Here is a 14,477-nt window from a genome sequence, read left to right as displayed (position 1 = left end):
GATGAGGGGGCGGGAGTCAGCGGTGGGCCGTGGCCCGGCCGAGGAGCAGGCAGACCAGGGTGCCCAGCGCGAGCGCGGCGGCTCCGGCGACGGCCAGCTGCACGGCGCGCGGCTGCCCGATGCCCAGGAGCAGGGCCAGGCTCTGCGCGACGGCGGCGGACGCGCAGACCACCGCGGCGGGCCGGACCGCGCCGAAGGACTGCAGGAGCAGCCCGGTCCACATCACGGCGCCGAGCAGCAGCAGGGTGGCGACGCGGACCCCGGTCATGCCGGGCGCGCCGGGCCAGAGCAGGGTTCCGGTGAGGCCGAGGGCCAGCAGCACCGCCAGGTAGGTGGCGAGGCACCGGGTCAGGGTGGAGAGCATCCGCAGCCAGAACTGGCGGGGCGAGCGGGCCGCGCGCAGCCCGGCGAGGCTGCCGCTGCGGAACCGGTGGAGCAGCCATTCGGCGGGGCCCATGCTGAGGGTGAGCGCCACGGCCGAGGGGGCCGCGACCGCCTCGGCAGGTCCCCCGGCGAGCACCTCGCCCAGGGCGGCGTACAGCACGAGCAGACCGGTGCCCAGGCCGAACACCCCGTACGGGACGGAGTCCCCCAGCCGGGGTCCGCGCGGCCCGTACTCCTCCTCGGCGCCGCGCAGCATCTGCCAGCGCACCGGACCCCGTTCGCCCGGCCGGCGCTCCGTCCAGCCGCGGACGCGGAGCACGAGGGCCCGTACGCCGTCGGCCAGCGGCAGTTCCCGTACGGCCAGGGCGCAGGCGGCCAGGAGGGAGGCCGTCAGCAGGAACACCCGGACCGGGACGGGCAGTTCCACGAGGAGCGTGAGCAGGGCCCCGGCGGCCATGGGTGCGAGCGCGGCCAGCAGCAGCCGCTCCCGCCCGAGGACGAGCAGCACGGTGGCGGCCCCGACGTACAGGGCCTGACCTGCCGCGAAGGCGTAGGAGAAGGGGGGCCCGCCGGGTACCGCCAGCGCGGCGGCGGTGCCCAGGAGGGCCCCCGCGGGGGCTCCGGCGAGCAGGGTCCGCCTGGCGGCGGCCCGGTCGCCGAGGCCGAGCCAGGAGTACGCCCGGTGGGACAGGGTCTGGTCCCAGACCCAGCCGATGAGCGCCCCGGCGAGCAGGGTGAGCGTCCCGGCGGGCAGTCCCAGCCGGTCCTTGGGGCCCTCCAGCAGGGGCGCGCCCAGCAGGTAGGCGAGCCCGGGCAGGGCGAAGATCACCCCGCGCAGGAGGCAGGCGGTGAGGGGCACCTTCCAGGGGTCGGGGACCCGGTCCGGCTCCGGGAAGGAGCGCGGCACCCGGGCGTAGAGCTCCTCGGCGAGGCCGAAGGAGTCCTGGCGCCCGTAGGCGAGGCGGATGTGCTCGTCGGTCATGCCGTCGGATTCCAGGACGGCGGCGATCTCGTCGGGGTGGACGGCGGCGGCGATGAACGCATCGAGGCGCTCGGCGAGTTCGTCCATCGGGTCGGCGGCCGGCCCGTCGCGTCCTGCGCGCCCCTCGCCCCCTTCGCGGCGGGGCCGGGGAATGCCGGGCAGGGCGTCGGCCGCGTCGGCGGCGGGCGCCGTACCGCGCCCGGCGGCCGCGGCGTGGGCGACGGCCACCCAGGTCCCGTCCGGGCCGGGCGGCTTGAGCCAGAGGGATCCGCTCACCACAGGCTCCCGTCGGCGGCGAGTTCCTTGTACCAGGGGTCGGCGAGCCGCTGGGTCCATTCGTCGCCCACGTGGACGGGCAGGACGGGCTGGCCGGCGAGCTCGCGGTAGATGTGGCGGAAGCCGTCCACGGACTGGTGGAGCGTGAACTTCTCCACCACCCGCTTGCGGGACATCCGGCCCAGTTCCGCTCGGCGTTCGTCGTCGCGGAGCAGGGCGAGGGTGGCGCGGGCCATGGTCTCGGGCTCGCGCGGCGGGACGACGAGCCCGGTGTCGCCGACGGCTTCGCGGACCCCGCCCACGTCGGTGGAGACGGTGGTGCGGCCGCAGGACATGGCCTCGATGATGGAGAAGGGGAAGCCCTCGCTGATGGAGGAGAGCATCACGACGGAGCCGGCTCCGTAGGCCCGGGCCACGTCGTCGATGCGGCCCTCGTAGGTGATCCCGTCGCTCACGCCCAGTTCGGCGGCGAGCTTCTCCAGTTTGAGCTTGTAGTCCTCGCAGCCCGCCGGGACCGGGCCGAAGAGGCGCAGTCGCAGGGCGGGGAGCTCCTCACGCATGAACGCGTAGGCGCGGACGAGGGTTTCGAGGTCCTTGATGGGGTCGATGCGGCCGCACCAGCTGAGGGTGGGGACCTCGGGTTCGGGGCCGGCCTCGGGGAAGGCGTGCGGGTCGACGCCGTTGTAGACGGTGCGGATCCGCTCGGAGTCGGCGCCCCCGCGCTCCTCCCAGCGGCGGTTGTACTGGTTGCACGGGGTGATCAGGTCGGCCTGCCGGTAGCCCTCGGTGTTGAGCTCGCGGTAGAAGCCGAGCATGAGCGCCTTGACGGGCCAGCGCTGTTCGGCGCTGCGGTAGCCGAGGTAGCGCTCGCGGAGGTAGATGCCGTGCTCGGTGAGGAGGAAGGGCACCTGGTCGAGGTACTTGGCGGCGAGCGCGGGGAGGGTGGCCAGTCCGCTGCTGACGGCGTGCGCGACGCTGTCGGGCGGGATCCGCACGGACAGCGGGCGCAGTGCGTGTTCCAGCAGGTCGGTGGCGGTGAGCGCGTCGTGGATGGTGGGCTCGGCGGCGGCGGTGACCAGGCCGGGGCGGGTCCAGACGGTCATCAGCAGGCGCAGGACCGATTCGGAGCGCAGGGCCGCGGCGAGCCGCCCGGAGCGGGCCAGCAGGGCCAGTTCGCGCAGGGATTCGGAGAATCCGCCGTGCGCGGGGTCGAGCAGGGAGAGCAGGAAGGTCTCGTAGGTCTCGGCGAAACCGCGTTTGGCCTTGCCCCGCAGGCCGGAGCGCAGTCTGCGGGCCGGCGGGGCGCCCCAGAGGGGAACGCTGGTGTGGCGGTAGACGTTGCGCGGCAGTTCCCAGGTGACCGGCTCGCGTCCGGAGCCGGTCAGGGCTATGACGTTGAAGTCGACCTCCGGCATGCCGCGGACCAGTTGGTCGCACCAGGTGCTGACGCCCCCGTGGACGTGCGGGTAGGTGCCTTCGGTGAGCATGGTGACATGGCGCCCATGGCTCATGCGGTGTGTCCCCCCAGGACGGAAAAGGGGCCGGCGCCCGTGGTTCGCGGAGCGCCGGCGCTAGGTGGTACGCGTGGCTGTCTTGTCCGTGCGTGCCCGGCTGGTCAGGGCAGGTGGAGCGTCAGGGCATGTTCAGCGTGACGGCGCTCTGGAGCAGCTCGGGAGCCGTCCAGGTGGAGCGGGAGCCGGCGTAGGCGGTGCCGAAGTCCGCGGTGCCCAGCAGGAGCTGCTTCTTGGTGCCGGTGGGCGCGGTGACCGGGGCCACGACTCCGGAGGGCGCCTTGACGGTGACGACCTTGCCGATGCGGTAGGCGGTGACCTGGTTGGCGGCGACCGCCGCGTTCCAGGCCGCACGGCGCTGGAGCTCGATGCCGGTGTCCTTCATGCTCTGGTTCACGATCGGCGCGGAGGGCGCGTAGAGGGTGCGGTAGGTGTCGAGGACCTGGTTGAGCACCGGGTAGAGGGTGCGGTCCTCGGCGAGGTTGGACTGGTGGACGTAGTGCGGGCGCGGGTCGTTGTTCAGGACGTGCCGCATGGCGGTCCTGGCCTCGGCCGGGACGATGTAGTCCAGGTAGCCGGTGCCGGCGTCGAGCGGGGCCGGCAGGCAGGTGGAGGTGCCGGGGTTGTCCTCGCAGATGCCGCTGCCGCCGTGGGCGCGGCTGGTGTAGATCCAGTTGTACTCGTCGGCCATCTCGGCGTTGGTGCCCGTGTTGTAGTACACGTTCATCGGGTACCGGGGGACGGTCAGTGCGGCGCCCACGGGCCGCTGCACGGGCTCGCGGGAGTTGTCGCTGCCCGCCCACTTCACGCCGTTGTCGGCGAGCGCGCCGGCCAGGTTGGGGTTGTCCTGGGGCTGCTGCGGGAGGGTCTTGAGGCCGGAGTGCTCACCGGTGACCAGTTCGGTGCGGTCGGTGGTGATGCCCTTGGCGGCGGCCCAGTTGTTGTTGTCCCGGATCTGGGCCGAGATCTCGGCGCGGCTCATGTAGTTGATCGCGCCGGCGCTGTTCTTCGTGCAGGTCCACGGGATGGTGGTGGTGTCCTGGACGCAGCCGAGGAACGGGTGGGTGTAGGTGTGGTTCATCCACCGGTACTTCGCCCGGTCGGCGACCAGTTGGGCGGTGAGGGCGTCGACGCCGCCGCTCGAAGCCTTCCACTCCTCGCCGGCGCCGCCGTTGAAGAGCATGTCGAGCTTGAAGTTCTTGGACGTCTGCCACTGCGCCGCGTACACGGCGTCGGCGGCCGTCATCCGGATCGTGGACTCCTGGCCCTCGCCGCCGGCGCAGGCGTAGTCGCCGGGGGTGCAATTCAGGTCTTTGTTCCAGCGGGCGTCCGGCGCGAAGACGTCGTCGACGTGGACCGCGAAGTAGTTGCGCTCCTGGCCGAGGTGGACGCCCTGGGTCATCCACTCGACGATGCCCCGGGCCAGCAGCCGGAACTGCTGCTGGTACTGGTTGTAGCCGAAGGTGACGACCAGTTCGCTGCGTCCGTCGTGGGTGTACTCGCCGACGAGCGAGGCCCGTCCGGAGCCGACCGGGGCGTCGAGGTAGCTGGTGTAGCCGGTCCGCGGCTTGGCCATGAACCCGTAGCTCTCGGGGATCAGCGGCGAGTTGTCCTCGAAGTCCACCTGCCCCCCGAGGTAGGCGAAGGGGCCCGCCTTGCCGGCGGCGGTGACGGCGGCCCGGGTGCCGTCGAGGGTCCCGCTGTAGCCGCCGTTGTCGGTGTATTCCAGGCCGACGCCCGGGTGTGCCCAGGTGTACGCGTCGACCTGGCGGATCCCGTACGTCGTCTCGTACGCGGCGAGGGCGGCCATCTCGGCCGAACCCGCTCCGAACGGATCCTCGTTCGGCAGCACCACGCTCTGGAACTTGGCGCGCGGCCGGCCGTCGACCGTGTCGGCGAGGAACGCCGCGTTGACGACGGGACGGCTCCCGCTGCCCAGGTCGATGCGGGTGTACGGAACCCCCGTGTCGCGGAGCTCCGCCGTGATCGCCTCGACCGAGCTCCCGCCGTCGTCGACGACGAGCACCCGCAGGTCGATCCTCGGAGTCACCGCGGCCTGCGCGGCTGCTCCGGGTACTGCGACGGATGCTATGGCGGCCGCGAGGCAGACGGCGGCGAGCCTGTTCATCCGGTTCTTGTGGACCATTTCGGCCTTTCCCCCCGCAGATCCTCGACTTCGGCCTGTGGCATGCGGCCAGACCGGGGAGGCTTCTGTGGAAATGATGCAAAGGAACCCCGCGTCCCCTTGCGAGAGTGGTCCGAGTGTTTCGGACCTCGTCAGGTCTAAGAGGCAAACGTGGAACAGAGTCCACAGATGGGTGAACCTGGCGACCTCGAGATCGAACAACTTGCCAAACCTTCGAGTGACGTGCGGACCAGTACGTGCGCGTAGGCTCGTTTCCGGCGGCCATCGGGCCCGAATACGATCGCTACGGACGGCCGTCCACCCACTCGGCCCACACCACCAAAACGGAAGCGAGAATTCACCACCGTGACTGCTCTGACTCTCAGCACTGCCGGACCGGCGACGCTGCGCGCCGACGTCCTCGTCGTCGGCGTGGCGAAGGGCCCCAAGGGCCCCGTCGTCGCCGCGGGCGCCGAGGCCGTGGACAAGGCGTACGACGGCAAGCTCGCCGCCGTGCTCGACGCGCTCGGTGCCTCGGGCGCCGAAGGCGAGACCACCAAGCTGCCGGCCCCGGACGGCCTCAAGGTCCCGGTCGTGCTGGCGGTCGGACTGGGCGCCCTTCCCGACACGGACGAGTCCTACGACGAGGAGGCGCTGCGCCGCGCCGCCGGCGCCGCCGCCCGTGCCCTGCACGGCACCAAGAAGGCCGCCTTCGCGCTCCCCCTGGACGACGCCTCCGCCGTGACGGCCGTGGCCGAGGGCGCACTGCTGGGCGCGTACGCCTTCACCGCCTACCAGGGCGGCGAGAAGAAGGCCGCCAAGAACGGCGGCCCGAAGCAGCCGCTCGCCGAGATCGCCCTGCTCGGCGCCAAGCCGCGCGACAAGGAGCACAAGGCCGCGGCCGAGCGCGCCACGATCGTCGCGACCGAGATCAACATCGCCCGTGACCTCGTCAACACCCCGCCGAACGACCTCACCCCCGAGGCCTTCGCAGCAGTCGCCGGTGCGACCGCGAAGGAGAACGGCATCAAGGTCCAGGTCCTGGACGAGAAGGCCCTGATCAAGGGCGGCTACGGCGGCATCATGGGCGTCGGCAAGGGCTCCGAGAACCCGCCGCGCCTGGTGAAGCTCTCCTACACCCACGCCAAGGCGGAGAAGACCCTCGCCTTCGTCGGCAAGGGCATCACCTACGACTCCGGCGGCATCTCCCTGAAGCCGGCCGGCCACAACGAGACGATGAAGTGCGACATGGCCGGCGCCGCCGCCGTCTTCGCCTCCGTCGTCGCGGCCGCGAAGCTCGGACTCGAGGTCAACGTGACCGGCTGGCTCGCGCTCGCCGAGAACATGCCCTCCGGCTCGGCCACCAAGCCCGGCGACGTGCTCCGCATGTACAGCGGCAAGACGGTCGAGGTGCTCAACACGGACGCCGAGGGCCGTCTGGTCCTGGGTGACGCGCTGACCAAGGCCTCCGAGGAGAACCCGGACGCGATCGTCGACGTGGCGACCCTGACCGGCGCCATGGTGATGGCCCTGGGTGACCGCACCTTCGGCATCATGGCCAACGACGACGCCTTCCGCACCACCATCCACGAGATCGCCGAGGAGGTCGGCGAGGCCTCCTGGCCGATGCCGCTCCCCGAGGACCTGCGCAAGTCCATGGACTCCCCCACCGCCGACATCGCCAACATGGGTGTCCGCATGGGCGGCGGCCTGGTGGCCGGCCTCTTCCTCCAGGAGTTCGTCGGCGAGGGCATCACCTGGGCCCACCTCGACATCGCGGGCCCCGCCTTCCACGAGGGCGCCCCGTACGGCTACACCCCCAAGGGCGGCACCGGTTCCGCCGTCCGGACCCTGGTCCGACTGGCCGAGCGCACGGCCACGGGCGACCTGGGCTGACGCCTGACGGCCCGGCTCCACGCAGGCCCCGGCCGTGATCAGATTTTCTGATCACGGCCGGGGCCTGTTCGCTGCCAACGAAATCCGTAGGTTTCTACGCTGCGGTAACCCCCGGTTCGGGCAGAACGACCTGCCCCAGGGCAGGCCCGGCGTCCCGCGTTCCGCCGACAAATGCGAAGATGGGTTCTCGGCAGGACAGGGCCCCCACCACAGGGCCGAAGAAAAAGCGGCCGTATACCAGCCGCCGCCCGGTCACAGAGGACCGGTGCTCGGCGCACATGCATGGAGGACGTGACGTGGCGAACGACGCCAGCACCGTTTTCGACCTAGTGATCCTCGGCGGCGGCAGTGGCGGTTACGCCGCGGCACTGCGCGCATCCCAGCTGGGTCTGGACGTTGCCCTGATCGAGAAGAACAAGCTCGGCGGCACCTGCCTGCACAACGGCTGCATCCCCACGAAGGCTCTGCTGCACGCGGGCGAGATCGCGGACCAGGCTCGCGAGGCCGCCCAGTTCGGTGTCAAGGCCACCTTCGAGGGCATCGACATCGCGGGTGTGCACAAGTACAAGGACGACATCATCGCGGGCCTGTACAAGGGTCTGCAGGGTCTGGTCGCCTCCCGCAAGCTGACCTACATCGAGGGTGAGGGCCGCCTCTCCTCGCCGACGTCCGTCGACGTGAACGGCCAGCGCATCCAGGGCCGCCACGTGCTCCTGGCGACCGGCTCCGTGCCGCGCTCGCTGCCGGGCCTGAACATCGACGGCAACCGCATCATCTCCTCGGACCACGCGCTGGTCCTGGACCGCGTGCCCGAGTCCGCCATCGTCCTGGGCGGCGGCGTCATCGGCGTCGAGTTCGCCTCGGCGTGGAAGTCCTTCGGCACCGACGTCACCATCGTCGAGGGCCTCAAGCACCTCGTGCCGGTCGAGGACGAGAACAGCTCCAAGCTGCTGGAGCGCGCGTTCCGCAAGCGGGGCATCAAGTTCAACCTCGGCACCTTCTTCGACAAGGCCGAGTACACCGAGAACGGTGTGCGGGTCACCCTGGCCGACGGCAAGACCTTCGAGGCGGAGGTGCTGCTGGTCGCGATCGGCCGCGGCCCCGTCTCCCAGGGTCTGGGCTACGAGGAGCAGGGCGTCGCGATGGACCGCGGCTACGTCGTGGTCGACGAGTACATGCAGACCAACGTGCCGACCATCTCGGCCGTCGGTGACCTCGCCCCGACCCTGCAGCTCGCGCACGTCGGCTTCGCCGAGGGCATCCTGGTCGCGGAGCGTCTGGCCGGCCTCAAGGCCGTCCCGATCGACTACGACGGTGTCCCGCGCGTCACGTACTGCCACCCCGAGGTCGCCTCCGTCGGCATCACCGAGGCCAAGGCCAAGGAGATCTACGGCGCGGACAAGGTCGTGGCCCTCAAGTACAACCTGGCGGGCAACGGCAAGAGCAAGATCCTTAAGACCGCGGGCGAGATCAAGCTCGTCCAGGTCAAGGACGGTGCCGTGGTCGGCGTCCACATGGTCGGTGACCGGATGGGCGAGCAGGTCGGCGAGGCCCAGCTGATCTACAACTGGGAAGCCCTGCCGGCCGAGGTCGCGCAGCTCATCCACGCGCACCCGACGCAGAACGAGGCGATGGGCGAGGCGCACCTGGCACTCGCCGGCAAGCCGCTGCACGCACACGACTAATCGTCACTGGGCGCGACGACCACTTCCGCACATTCGTTAGGAGCAACTGAAACCATGTCGGTTTCCGTAACCCTTCCGGCGCTCGGTGAGAGCGTCACTGAGGGCACTGTCACCCGTTGGCTGAAGGCCGAGGGCGAGCGCGTCGAGGCCGACGAGCCGCTGCTCGAGGTCTCGACCGACAAGGTCGACACCGAGATCCCGTCCCCCGTGTCGGGCATCCTGGCCTCCATCAAGGTCGCCGAGGACGAGACCGTCGAGGTCGGCGCCGAGCTGGCCGTCATCGACGACGGTTCGGGCGCGCCGGCCCCGGTCGCCGCTCCGGCCGCCGAGGCCCCCGCGGCCCCGGTCGCCGAGGCTCCGGTTGCCGAGGCTCCGGCCGCTCCGGCCCCGGTCGCCGAGGCCCCCGCCGCCGCTGCCGCTCCGGCTGCTGCCGGTACCGATGTCGTGCTGCCCGCCCTGGGCGAGTCCGTCACCGAGGGCACCGTCACCCGCTGGCTGAAGCAGGTCGGCGAGTCGGTCGAGGCCGACGAGCCGCTGCTGGAGGTCTCGACCGACAAGGTCGACACCGAGATCCCCGCCCCGGTCGCCGGCGTCCTGCTGGAGATCCTGGTCGCCGAGGACGAGAACGCCGAGGTCGGCGCACGTCTGGCCGTCATCGGCGCGGCGGGCGCGGCTCCCGCGGCCGCTCCGGCCGCCGCTGCTCCGGCTCCGGCCGCCGCCCCGGTCGCCGCTCCGGCTCCCGTGGCTGCCCCGGCTCCGGTCGCGGCCGCCCCGGCGCCCGTCGCCGCCCCGGTTGCCGCTCCGGCTCCCGTGGCCGCTCCGGCTCCGGTCGCCGCCCCGGCTCCGGTCGCTCCGGCCGCCCCCGCCGCCCCGGTTTCCGCCGGTGACGAGGGCGCCTACGTGACCCCGCTGGTGCGCAAGCTCGCCACGGAGTCCGGCGTCAACCTGTCCGCGGTCTCGGGCACCGGTGTCGGTGGCCGCATCCGCAAGCAGGACGTCCTGGCCGCCGCCGAGGCCGCCAAGGCCGCCGCTGCCGCCCCGGCTCCGGCTGCTGCCGCTCCCGCCGCCAAGGCTCCGGCCGCCGCGGTCTCCGAGCTGCGTGGCCAGACCGTCAAGATGACCCGCATGCGCAAGGTCATCGGCGACAACATGATGAAGGCCCTGCACTCGCAGGCGCAGCTCAGCTCCGTGGTCGAGGTGGACATCACCAAGATCATGAAGCTGCGCGAGAAGGCCAAGGCCGGCTTCCTCGCCCGCGAGGGCGTCAAGCTGTCCCCGATGCCGTTCTTCGTCAAGGCCGCGGCCCAGGCGCTGAAGGCCCACGCGGTCGTCAACGCCCGGATCAACGAGGACGAGGGCACCATCACCTACTTCGACTCGGAGAACATCGGCATCGCCGTGGACTCCGAGAAGGGCCTGATGACCCCGGTCATCAAGGGTGCCGGTGACCTCAACCTGGCGGGCATCTCCAAGGCGACCGCCGACCTGGCCTCCAAGGTCCGCGGCAACAAGATCACGCCGGACGAGCTGTCGGGCGCGACCTTCACCATCAGCAACACCGGCTCGCGCGGTGCGCTGTTCGACACGGTCATCGTGCCCCCGAACCAGGTCGCCATCCTGGGCATCGGCGCGACGGTCAAGCGCCCGGTGGTCATCGAGACCGCCGAGGGCACGAACATCGGCATCCGCGACATGACGTACCTGACCCTGTCCTACGACCACCGTCTGGTGGACGGCGCGGACGCGGCCCGGTACCTCTCGGCCGTCAAGGCGATCCTCGAGGCCGGCGAGTTCGAGGTCGAGCTCGGCCTGTAAGGCTCTCTGCGGCAGCGGTTCACGACTGTCGCGCACGGCGCCCCCGCCCGGGATGAAGGTCCCGGGCGGGGGCGCCGTCGTCGTACCCTGAGCCCCTCCGGTCGACCGCTGTAACCAGCCTCACGCTGCGCCTCTGACCAGGAACGCATCGCGACGAGCGGCTCCGCCGTATTGTCTACGCATCAAGGCCCCGCATGCCCCTGCACACCCTCAGGAGATGAAGCCCCGATGATCACCCCACCCGTCGTGCACTCGCTGCGCGAGCAGATCCGCGAGCACATCGTGGAGGGGATCGTCAGCGGGCGCTGGAAGCCCGGTGAGCGGATCGTGGAGCGCCGGATCGCGGTGGAGCTGGAGGTCAGCCAGACGCCCGTGCGCGAGGCCCTGCGCGAGCTGGAGACGCTGCGGCTGATCGAGTCGGCGCCGAACAAGGGCGTGCGCGTACGGAACCTGTCGGCGGCGGACCTGGAGGAGATCTATCCGGTCCGGGCGGGCCTGGAGCAGATCGCGGCCGAGCTGGCCGCGCCCCGGCTGGCGGCCGACTGCTCGGCCCTGGAGCCGCACGTGGCGGCCCTGTGGGAGGCCGACCGCAGCGCGGACGGCACGGCCCAGGTGCGGCACACCGTGGGCTTCCACCGGGAGATGGTGCGGGCCGCCGGGAACAGCGTGCTGCTGCACACCTGGGAGTCCCTGGGCATCGAGGTCTTCACGGCCCTGTCCATCCGGTGGCTGGGAACCGTCCAGAAGTCCTACGCCGAAGAGCACGAAGCCCTTGTGGACGCCTTCCGCAATCAGGATCCGGAGATCGGCCTGCTGGTGAAGCGGCACGTTCTGGGGTGCGCGCCGCGGGCTTGATCTCGCCCTTCGAGACGCGCTCAAGCGCCCGCCTCGTCCCGTTTTGCCCGGCACTGGGTGCCCATTTTCATGGCACCCGGTGCCGACTTTCGTCAGATTGACGTTTCTTCGTCACTTTCATTTGATCGATCATCGATCAGCGCCTTACAGTCATCCGCGGACCCCACCCGGGTCCAACGACCCTGTCCTGCCCGTCAGGGATTTCTTCACCACCTCTCCTTTGTCCGGAAGGCGGCGCACACCGATGTCCGACCCCGTAGGAAAGCTTCCGAGCGAGCTCGACCAGCTCCCGGACCGCGACACCGAGGAGACCGCCGAATGGGCGGCCTCGCTCGACGCAGTCGCCAAGGCCGCCGGTACGCGCCGCGCCGAATACCTGCTCCGTCGCACCCTTCAGCACGCCGAGGCCGCCGGTCTCGCGCTGCCGAAGCTGCTCGAGACGGACTACGTCAACACCATCCCCACCGCCGCGGAGCCGGAGTTCCCCGGTGACGAGGCGATGGAAGCCAAGATCACCGCCTGGAACCGCTGGAACGCGGCCGCCATGGTGACCCGCGGCTCCAAGTACGGCGTCGGCGGCCACATCGCCACCTTCGCCTCCGCCGCGTGGCTGTACGAGACCGGCTTCCAGCACTTCTTCCGCGGGAAGGAGGCCGACGGATCGGGCGACCAGCTCTACATCCAGGGCCACGCCTCCCCCGGCATCTACGCCCGCGCCTTCCTCGACGGCCGGGTCTCCGAGCAGCAGCTCGACAACTTCCGCCAGGAGGCCGGCGGCAACGGCCTCCCGTCCTACCCCCACCCGCGGCGCCTGCCGTGGCTGTGGGAGTTCCCGACGGTCTCCATGGGCCTCGGCCCGCTCTCCGCGATCTACCAGGCGCGCTTCAACCGCTACCTGCAGAACCGGAGCATCAAGGACACCGCCAACTCGCACGTCTGGGCCTTCCTGGGCGACGGCGAGATGGACGAGCCCGAGTCGACCGCCGCCCTGGCCCTGGCCTCCCGCGAGCAGCTCGACAACCTGACCTTCGTCATCAACTGCAACCTGCAGCGCCTCGACGGTCCGGTCCGCGCCAACTTCCGCGTGGTGCAGGAGCTGGAAGCCCAGTTCCGCGGCGCCGGCTGGAACGTCATCAAGTCGCTGTGGGGCTCCGCCTGGGACGAGCTGTTCCAGCTCGACACCACGGGCGCCCTGGTACGCCGCCTGCGCGAGGTACCCGACGCGCAGTTCCAGACGTACGCGACCCGCGACGTGGCCTACATCCGCCAGCACTTCTTCGGCGCCAACGCCGAGCTCGTGCAGCTGGCCGGTGTGCTCTCCGACGCGAAGATCGCCGAGTGCTTCCACACCTCCCGCGGCGGCCACGAGCCCCGCAAGGTCTACGCCGCGTACAAGGCCGCCCTGGAGCACAAGGGTGCTCCGACGGTCATCCTCGCGCAGACCGTCAAGGGCTACACGCTGGGCGCCGGGTTCGAGTCGAAGAACGCGAACCACCAGATGAAGAAGCTGACGATCGACGAGTTCAAGGACATGCGTGACCTCCTTGGCCTCCCGATCCCGGACAGCGCCTTCGCCGACGGCCAGGTCCCGTACGGCCACCCGGGCGCGAACAGCCCCGAGGTCCAGTACCTGAACGAGCGCCGCGCGGCGCTCGGCGGCCCGGCCCCGGCCCGCAAGGTCAAGCACGTGGCCCTGCCGGCTCCGGCGGACCGTTCCTTCGCCCCGCTGCTCAAGGGCTCCGGCAAGCAGGAGATGGCCACCACCATGGCCTTCGTCCGGCTCGTCAAGGACCTGATGCGGGACAAGGAGACCGGCAAGCGCTGGGTTCCGATCGTCCCGGACGAGGCCCGTACCTTCGGTATGGAGTCCCTCTTCCCGTCGGCCGGCATCTACTCGCCGCTGGGCCAGACGTACGAGCCGGTCGACCGCGACCAGCTGATGTACTACAAGGAAGCCAAGGACGGCCAGATCCTCAACGAGGGGATCACCGAGGCCGGCGCCATGGCCGACTTCATCGCCGCCTGCACGTCGTACGCGACGCACGGCGAGCCGATGATCCCGTTCTACATCTTCTACTCGATGTTCGGCTGGCAGCGCACCGCCGACCAGATGTGGCAGCTCGCCGACCAGCTCGGCAAGGGCTTCATCGTCGGCGCCACCGCCGGCCGCACCACCCTGACGGGTGAGGGCCTGCAGCACGCGGACGGCCACTCGCACCTGATCGCGTCCACGAACCCGGCGTCGCTCAATTACGACCCGGCCTTCGCGTACGAGATCGCGGTGATCGTCAAGGACGGTCTGCGCCGGATGTACGGCGAGAAGCCGGAAGACGTCTTCTACTACCTGACGGTCTACAACGAGCCGAAGCCCCAGCCGGCCATGCCCGAGGGCGTGGAAGAGGGCATCCTGCGCGGTCTCTACCGCTTCAACACGGCGGCGGACCTCGCGGAGGCGGCCCCGGCCGCCGACGCCCCGAAGATCCAGCTGATGGCCTCCGGTACGGCCATCCACTGGGCCCTCGACGCGCAGAAGCTGCTCGCCGCCGACTGGAACGTGGCCGCCGACGTCTGGTCCGCCACCTCCTGGGGCGAGCTGCGCCGCGACGCGCTGGAGTGCGACGAGGCGCTGCTGCGCGGGGAGATGCGCACCCCGTTCGTCACCCGTGCCCTGGAGGGCGTCACCAGCCCGGTGCTCGCCGTCTCCGACTGGATGCGTCAGGTCCCGGACCAGATCAGCCAGTGGGTCGAGCAGGACTACACCTCGCTGGGCACGGACGGCTTCGGCCTCTCCGACACCCGCGAGGGCGCCCGCCGCCACTTCGGTGTCGACGCCCAGTCCATCGTGGTGGCCGCGCTGGCCCAGCTCGCCCGCCGCGGCGAGGTCCCGGCGTCCTCCATCAAGGAGGCCCGGGAGCGCTACGGCCTGTAGGGCGTCACGAGCGATCCGA

General features: G+C 70.9%; 8 protein-coding genes. 5 read left to right on the top strand and 3 right to left on the bottom strand.

Annotation, left to right across the window (positions count from 1 at the left end; all coding sequences use genetic code 11):
* Nucleotides 1-16: 16 nt before the first annotated feature.
* The 3 genes from OG898_RS20505 to OG898_RS20495 form a co-directional block, all read right to left on the bottom strand.
* Complete coding sequence (locus OG898_RS20505) at nt 17-1,642, bottom strand: hypothetical protein (RefSeq protein WP_250742543.1); 1,626 nt, start codon at nt 1,640-1,642, stop codon at nt 17-19.
* Nucleotides 1,639-3,153: a GT4 family glycosyltransferase PelF gene (pelF, locus tag OG898_RS20500; protein ID WP_250742544.1), complete on the bottom strand. Its 1,515-nt coding sequence runs from the start codon at nt 3,151-3,153 to the stop codon at nt 1,639-1,641. Before pelF ends, OG898_RS20505 begins: the two co-directional genes overlap by 4 nt.
* A gap of 121 nt (nt 3,154-3,274) precedes the next feature.
* Nucleotides 3,275-5,299 carry a hypothetical protein gene (locus OG898_RS20495; protein WP_250742545.1) on the bottom strand — a complete coding sequence of 675 codons (2,025 nt, stop codon included), beginning with the start codon at nt 5,297-5,299 and terminating at the stop codon, nt 3,275-3,277.
* Between the two features lie 345 nt (nt 5,300-5,644).
* On the opposite strand from OG898_RS20495, the gene OG898_RS20490 reads away from it, so the two are divergent.
* The 5 genes from OG898_RS20490 to aceE all read left to right on the top strand — a co-directional run bounded on the left by OG898_RS20490 (nt 5,645) and on the right by aceE (nt 14,458).
* On the top strand, nt 5,645-7,174 hold the full coding sequence (locus OG898_RS20490; protein WP_250742546.1) for a leucyl aminopeptidase: 1,530 nt from the start codon (nt 5,645-5,647) through the stop codon (nt 7,172-7,174).
* Nucleotides 7,175-7,470: 296 nt separating this feature from the next.
* Nucleotides 7,471-8,859: a dihydrolipoyl dehydrogenase gene (lpdA, locus tag OG898_RS20485; protein ID WP_250742547.1), complete on the top strand. Its 1,389-nt coding sequence runs from the start codon at nt 7,471-7,473 to the stop codon at nt 8,857-8,859.
* Nucleotides 8,860-8,913: 54 nt separating this feature from the next.
* Complete coding sequence (gene sucB, locus OG898_RS20480) at nt 8,914-10,674, top strand: 2-oxoglutarate dehydrogenase, E2 component, dihydrolipoamide succinyltransferase (protein WP_266958524.1); 1,761 nt, start codon at nt 8,914-8,916, stop codon at nt 10,672-10,674.
* A gap of 231 nt (nt 10,675-10,905) precedes the next feature.
* Nucleotides 10,906-11,529 carry a GntR family transcriptional regulator gene (locus OG898_RS20475; RefSeq protein ID WP_250742568.1) on the top strand — a complete coding sequence of 208 codons (624 nt, stop codon included), beginning with the start codon at nt 10,906-10,908 and terminating at the stop codon, nt 11,527-11,529.
* Between the two features lie 244 nt (nt 11,530-11,773).
* Nucleotides 11,774-14,458: a pyruvate dehydrogenase (acetyl-transferring), homodimeric type gene (gene aceE, locus OG898_RS20470; RefSeq protein ID WP_250742549.1), complete on the top strand. Its 2,685-nt coding sequence runs from the start codon at nt 11,774-11,776 to the stop codon at nt 14,456-14,458.
* The last annotated feature ends 19 nt before the right edge of the window (nt 14,459-14,477 follow it).

Origin of the sequence: Streptomyces sp. NBC_00193, from assembly GCF_026342735.1 — a bacterium.
Taxonomy (GTDB): domain Bacteria; phylum Actinomycetota; class Actinomycetes; order Streptomycetales; family Streptomycetaceae; genus Streptomyces; species Streptomyces stoeckheimensis.
Note: the sequence above shows the minus strand (reverse complement) of the source record. Positions and strands in the feature narration are given on the sequence as shown.

What these genes read in the sequence shown, in the direction of transcription:
- pelF (WP_250742544.1), bottom strand. Translation starts at nt 3,153, where the DNA reads ATGAGCCATGGGCGCCATGTCACCATGCTCACCGAAGGCACCTACCCG.
- sucB (WP_266958524.1), top strand. Translation starts at nt 8,914, where the DNA reads ATGTCGGTTTCCGTAACCCTTCCGGCGCTCGGTGAGAGCGTCACTGAG.
- OG898_RS20495 (WP_250742545.1), bottom strand. Translation starts at nt 5,299, where the DNA reads ATGGTCCACAAGAACCGGATGAACAGGCTCGCCGCCGTCTGCCTCGCG.
- aceE (WP_250742549.1), top strand. Translation starts at nt 11,774, where the DNA reads ATGTCCGACCCCGTAGGAAAGCTTCCGAGCGAGCTCGACCAGCTCCCG.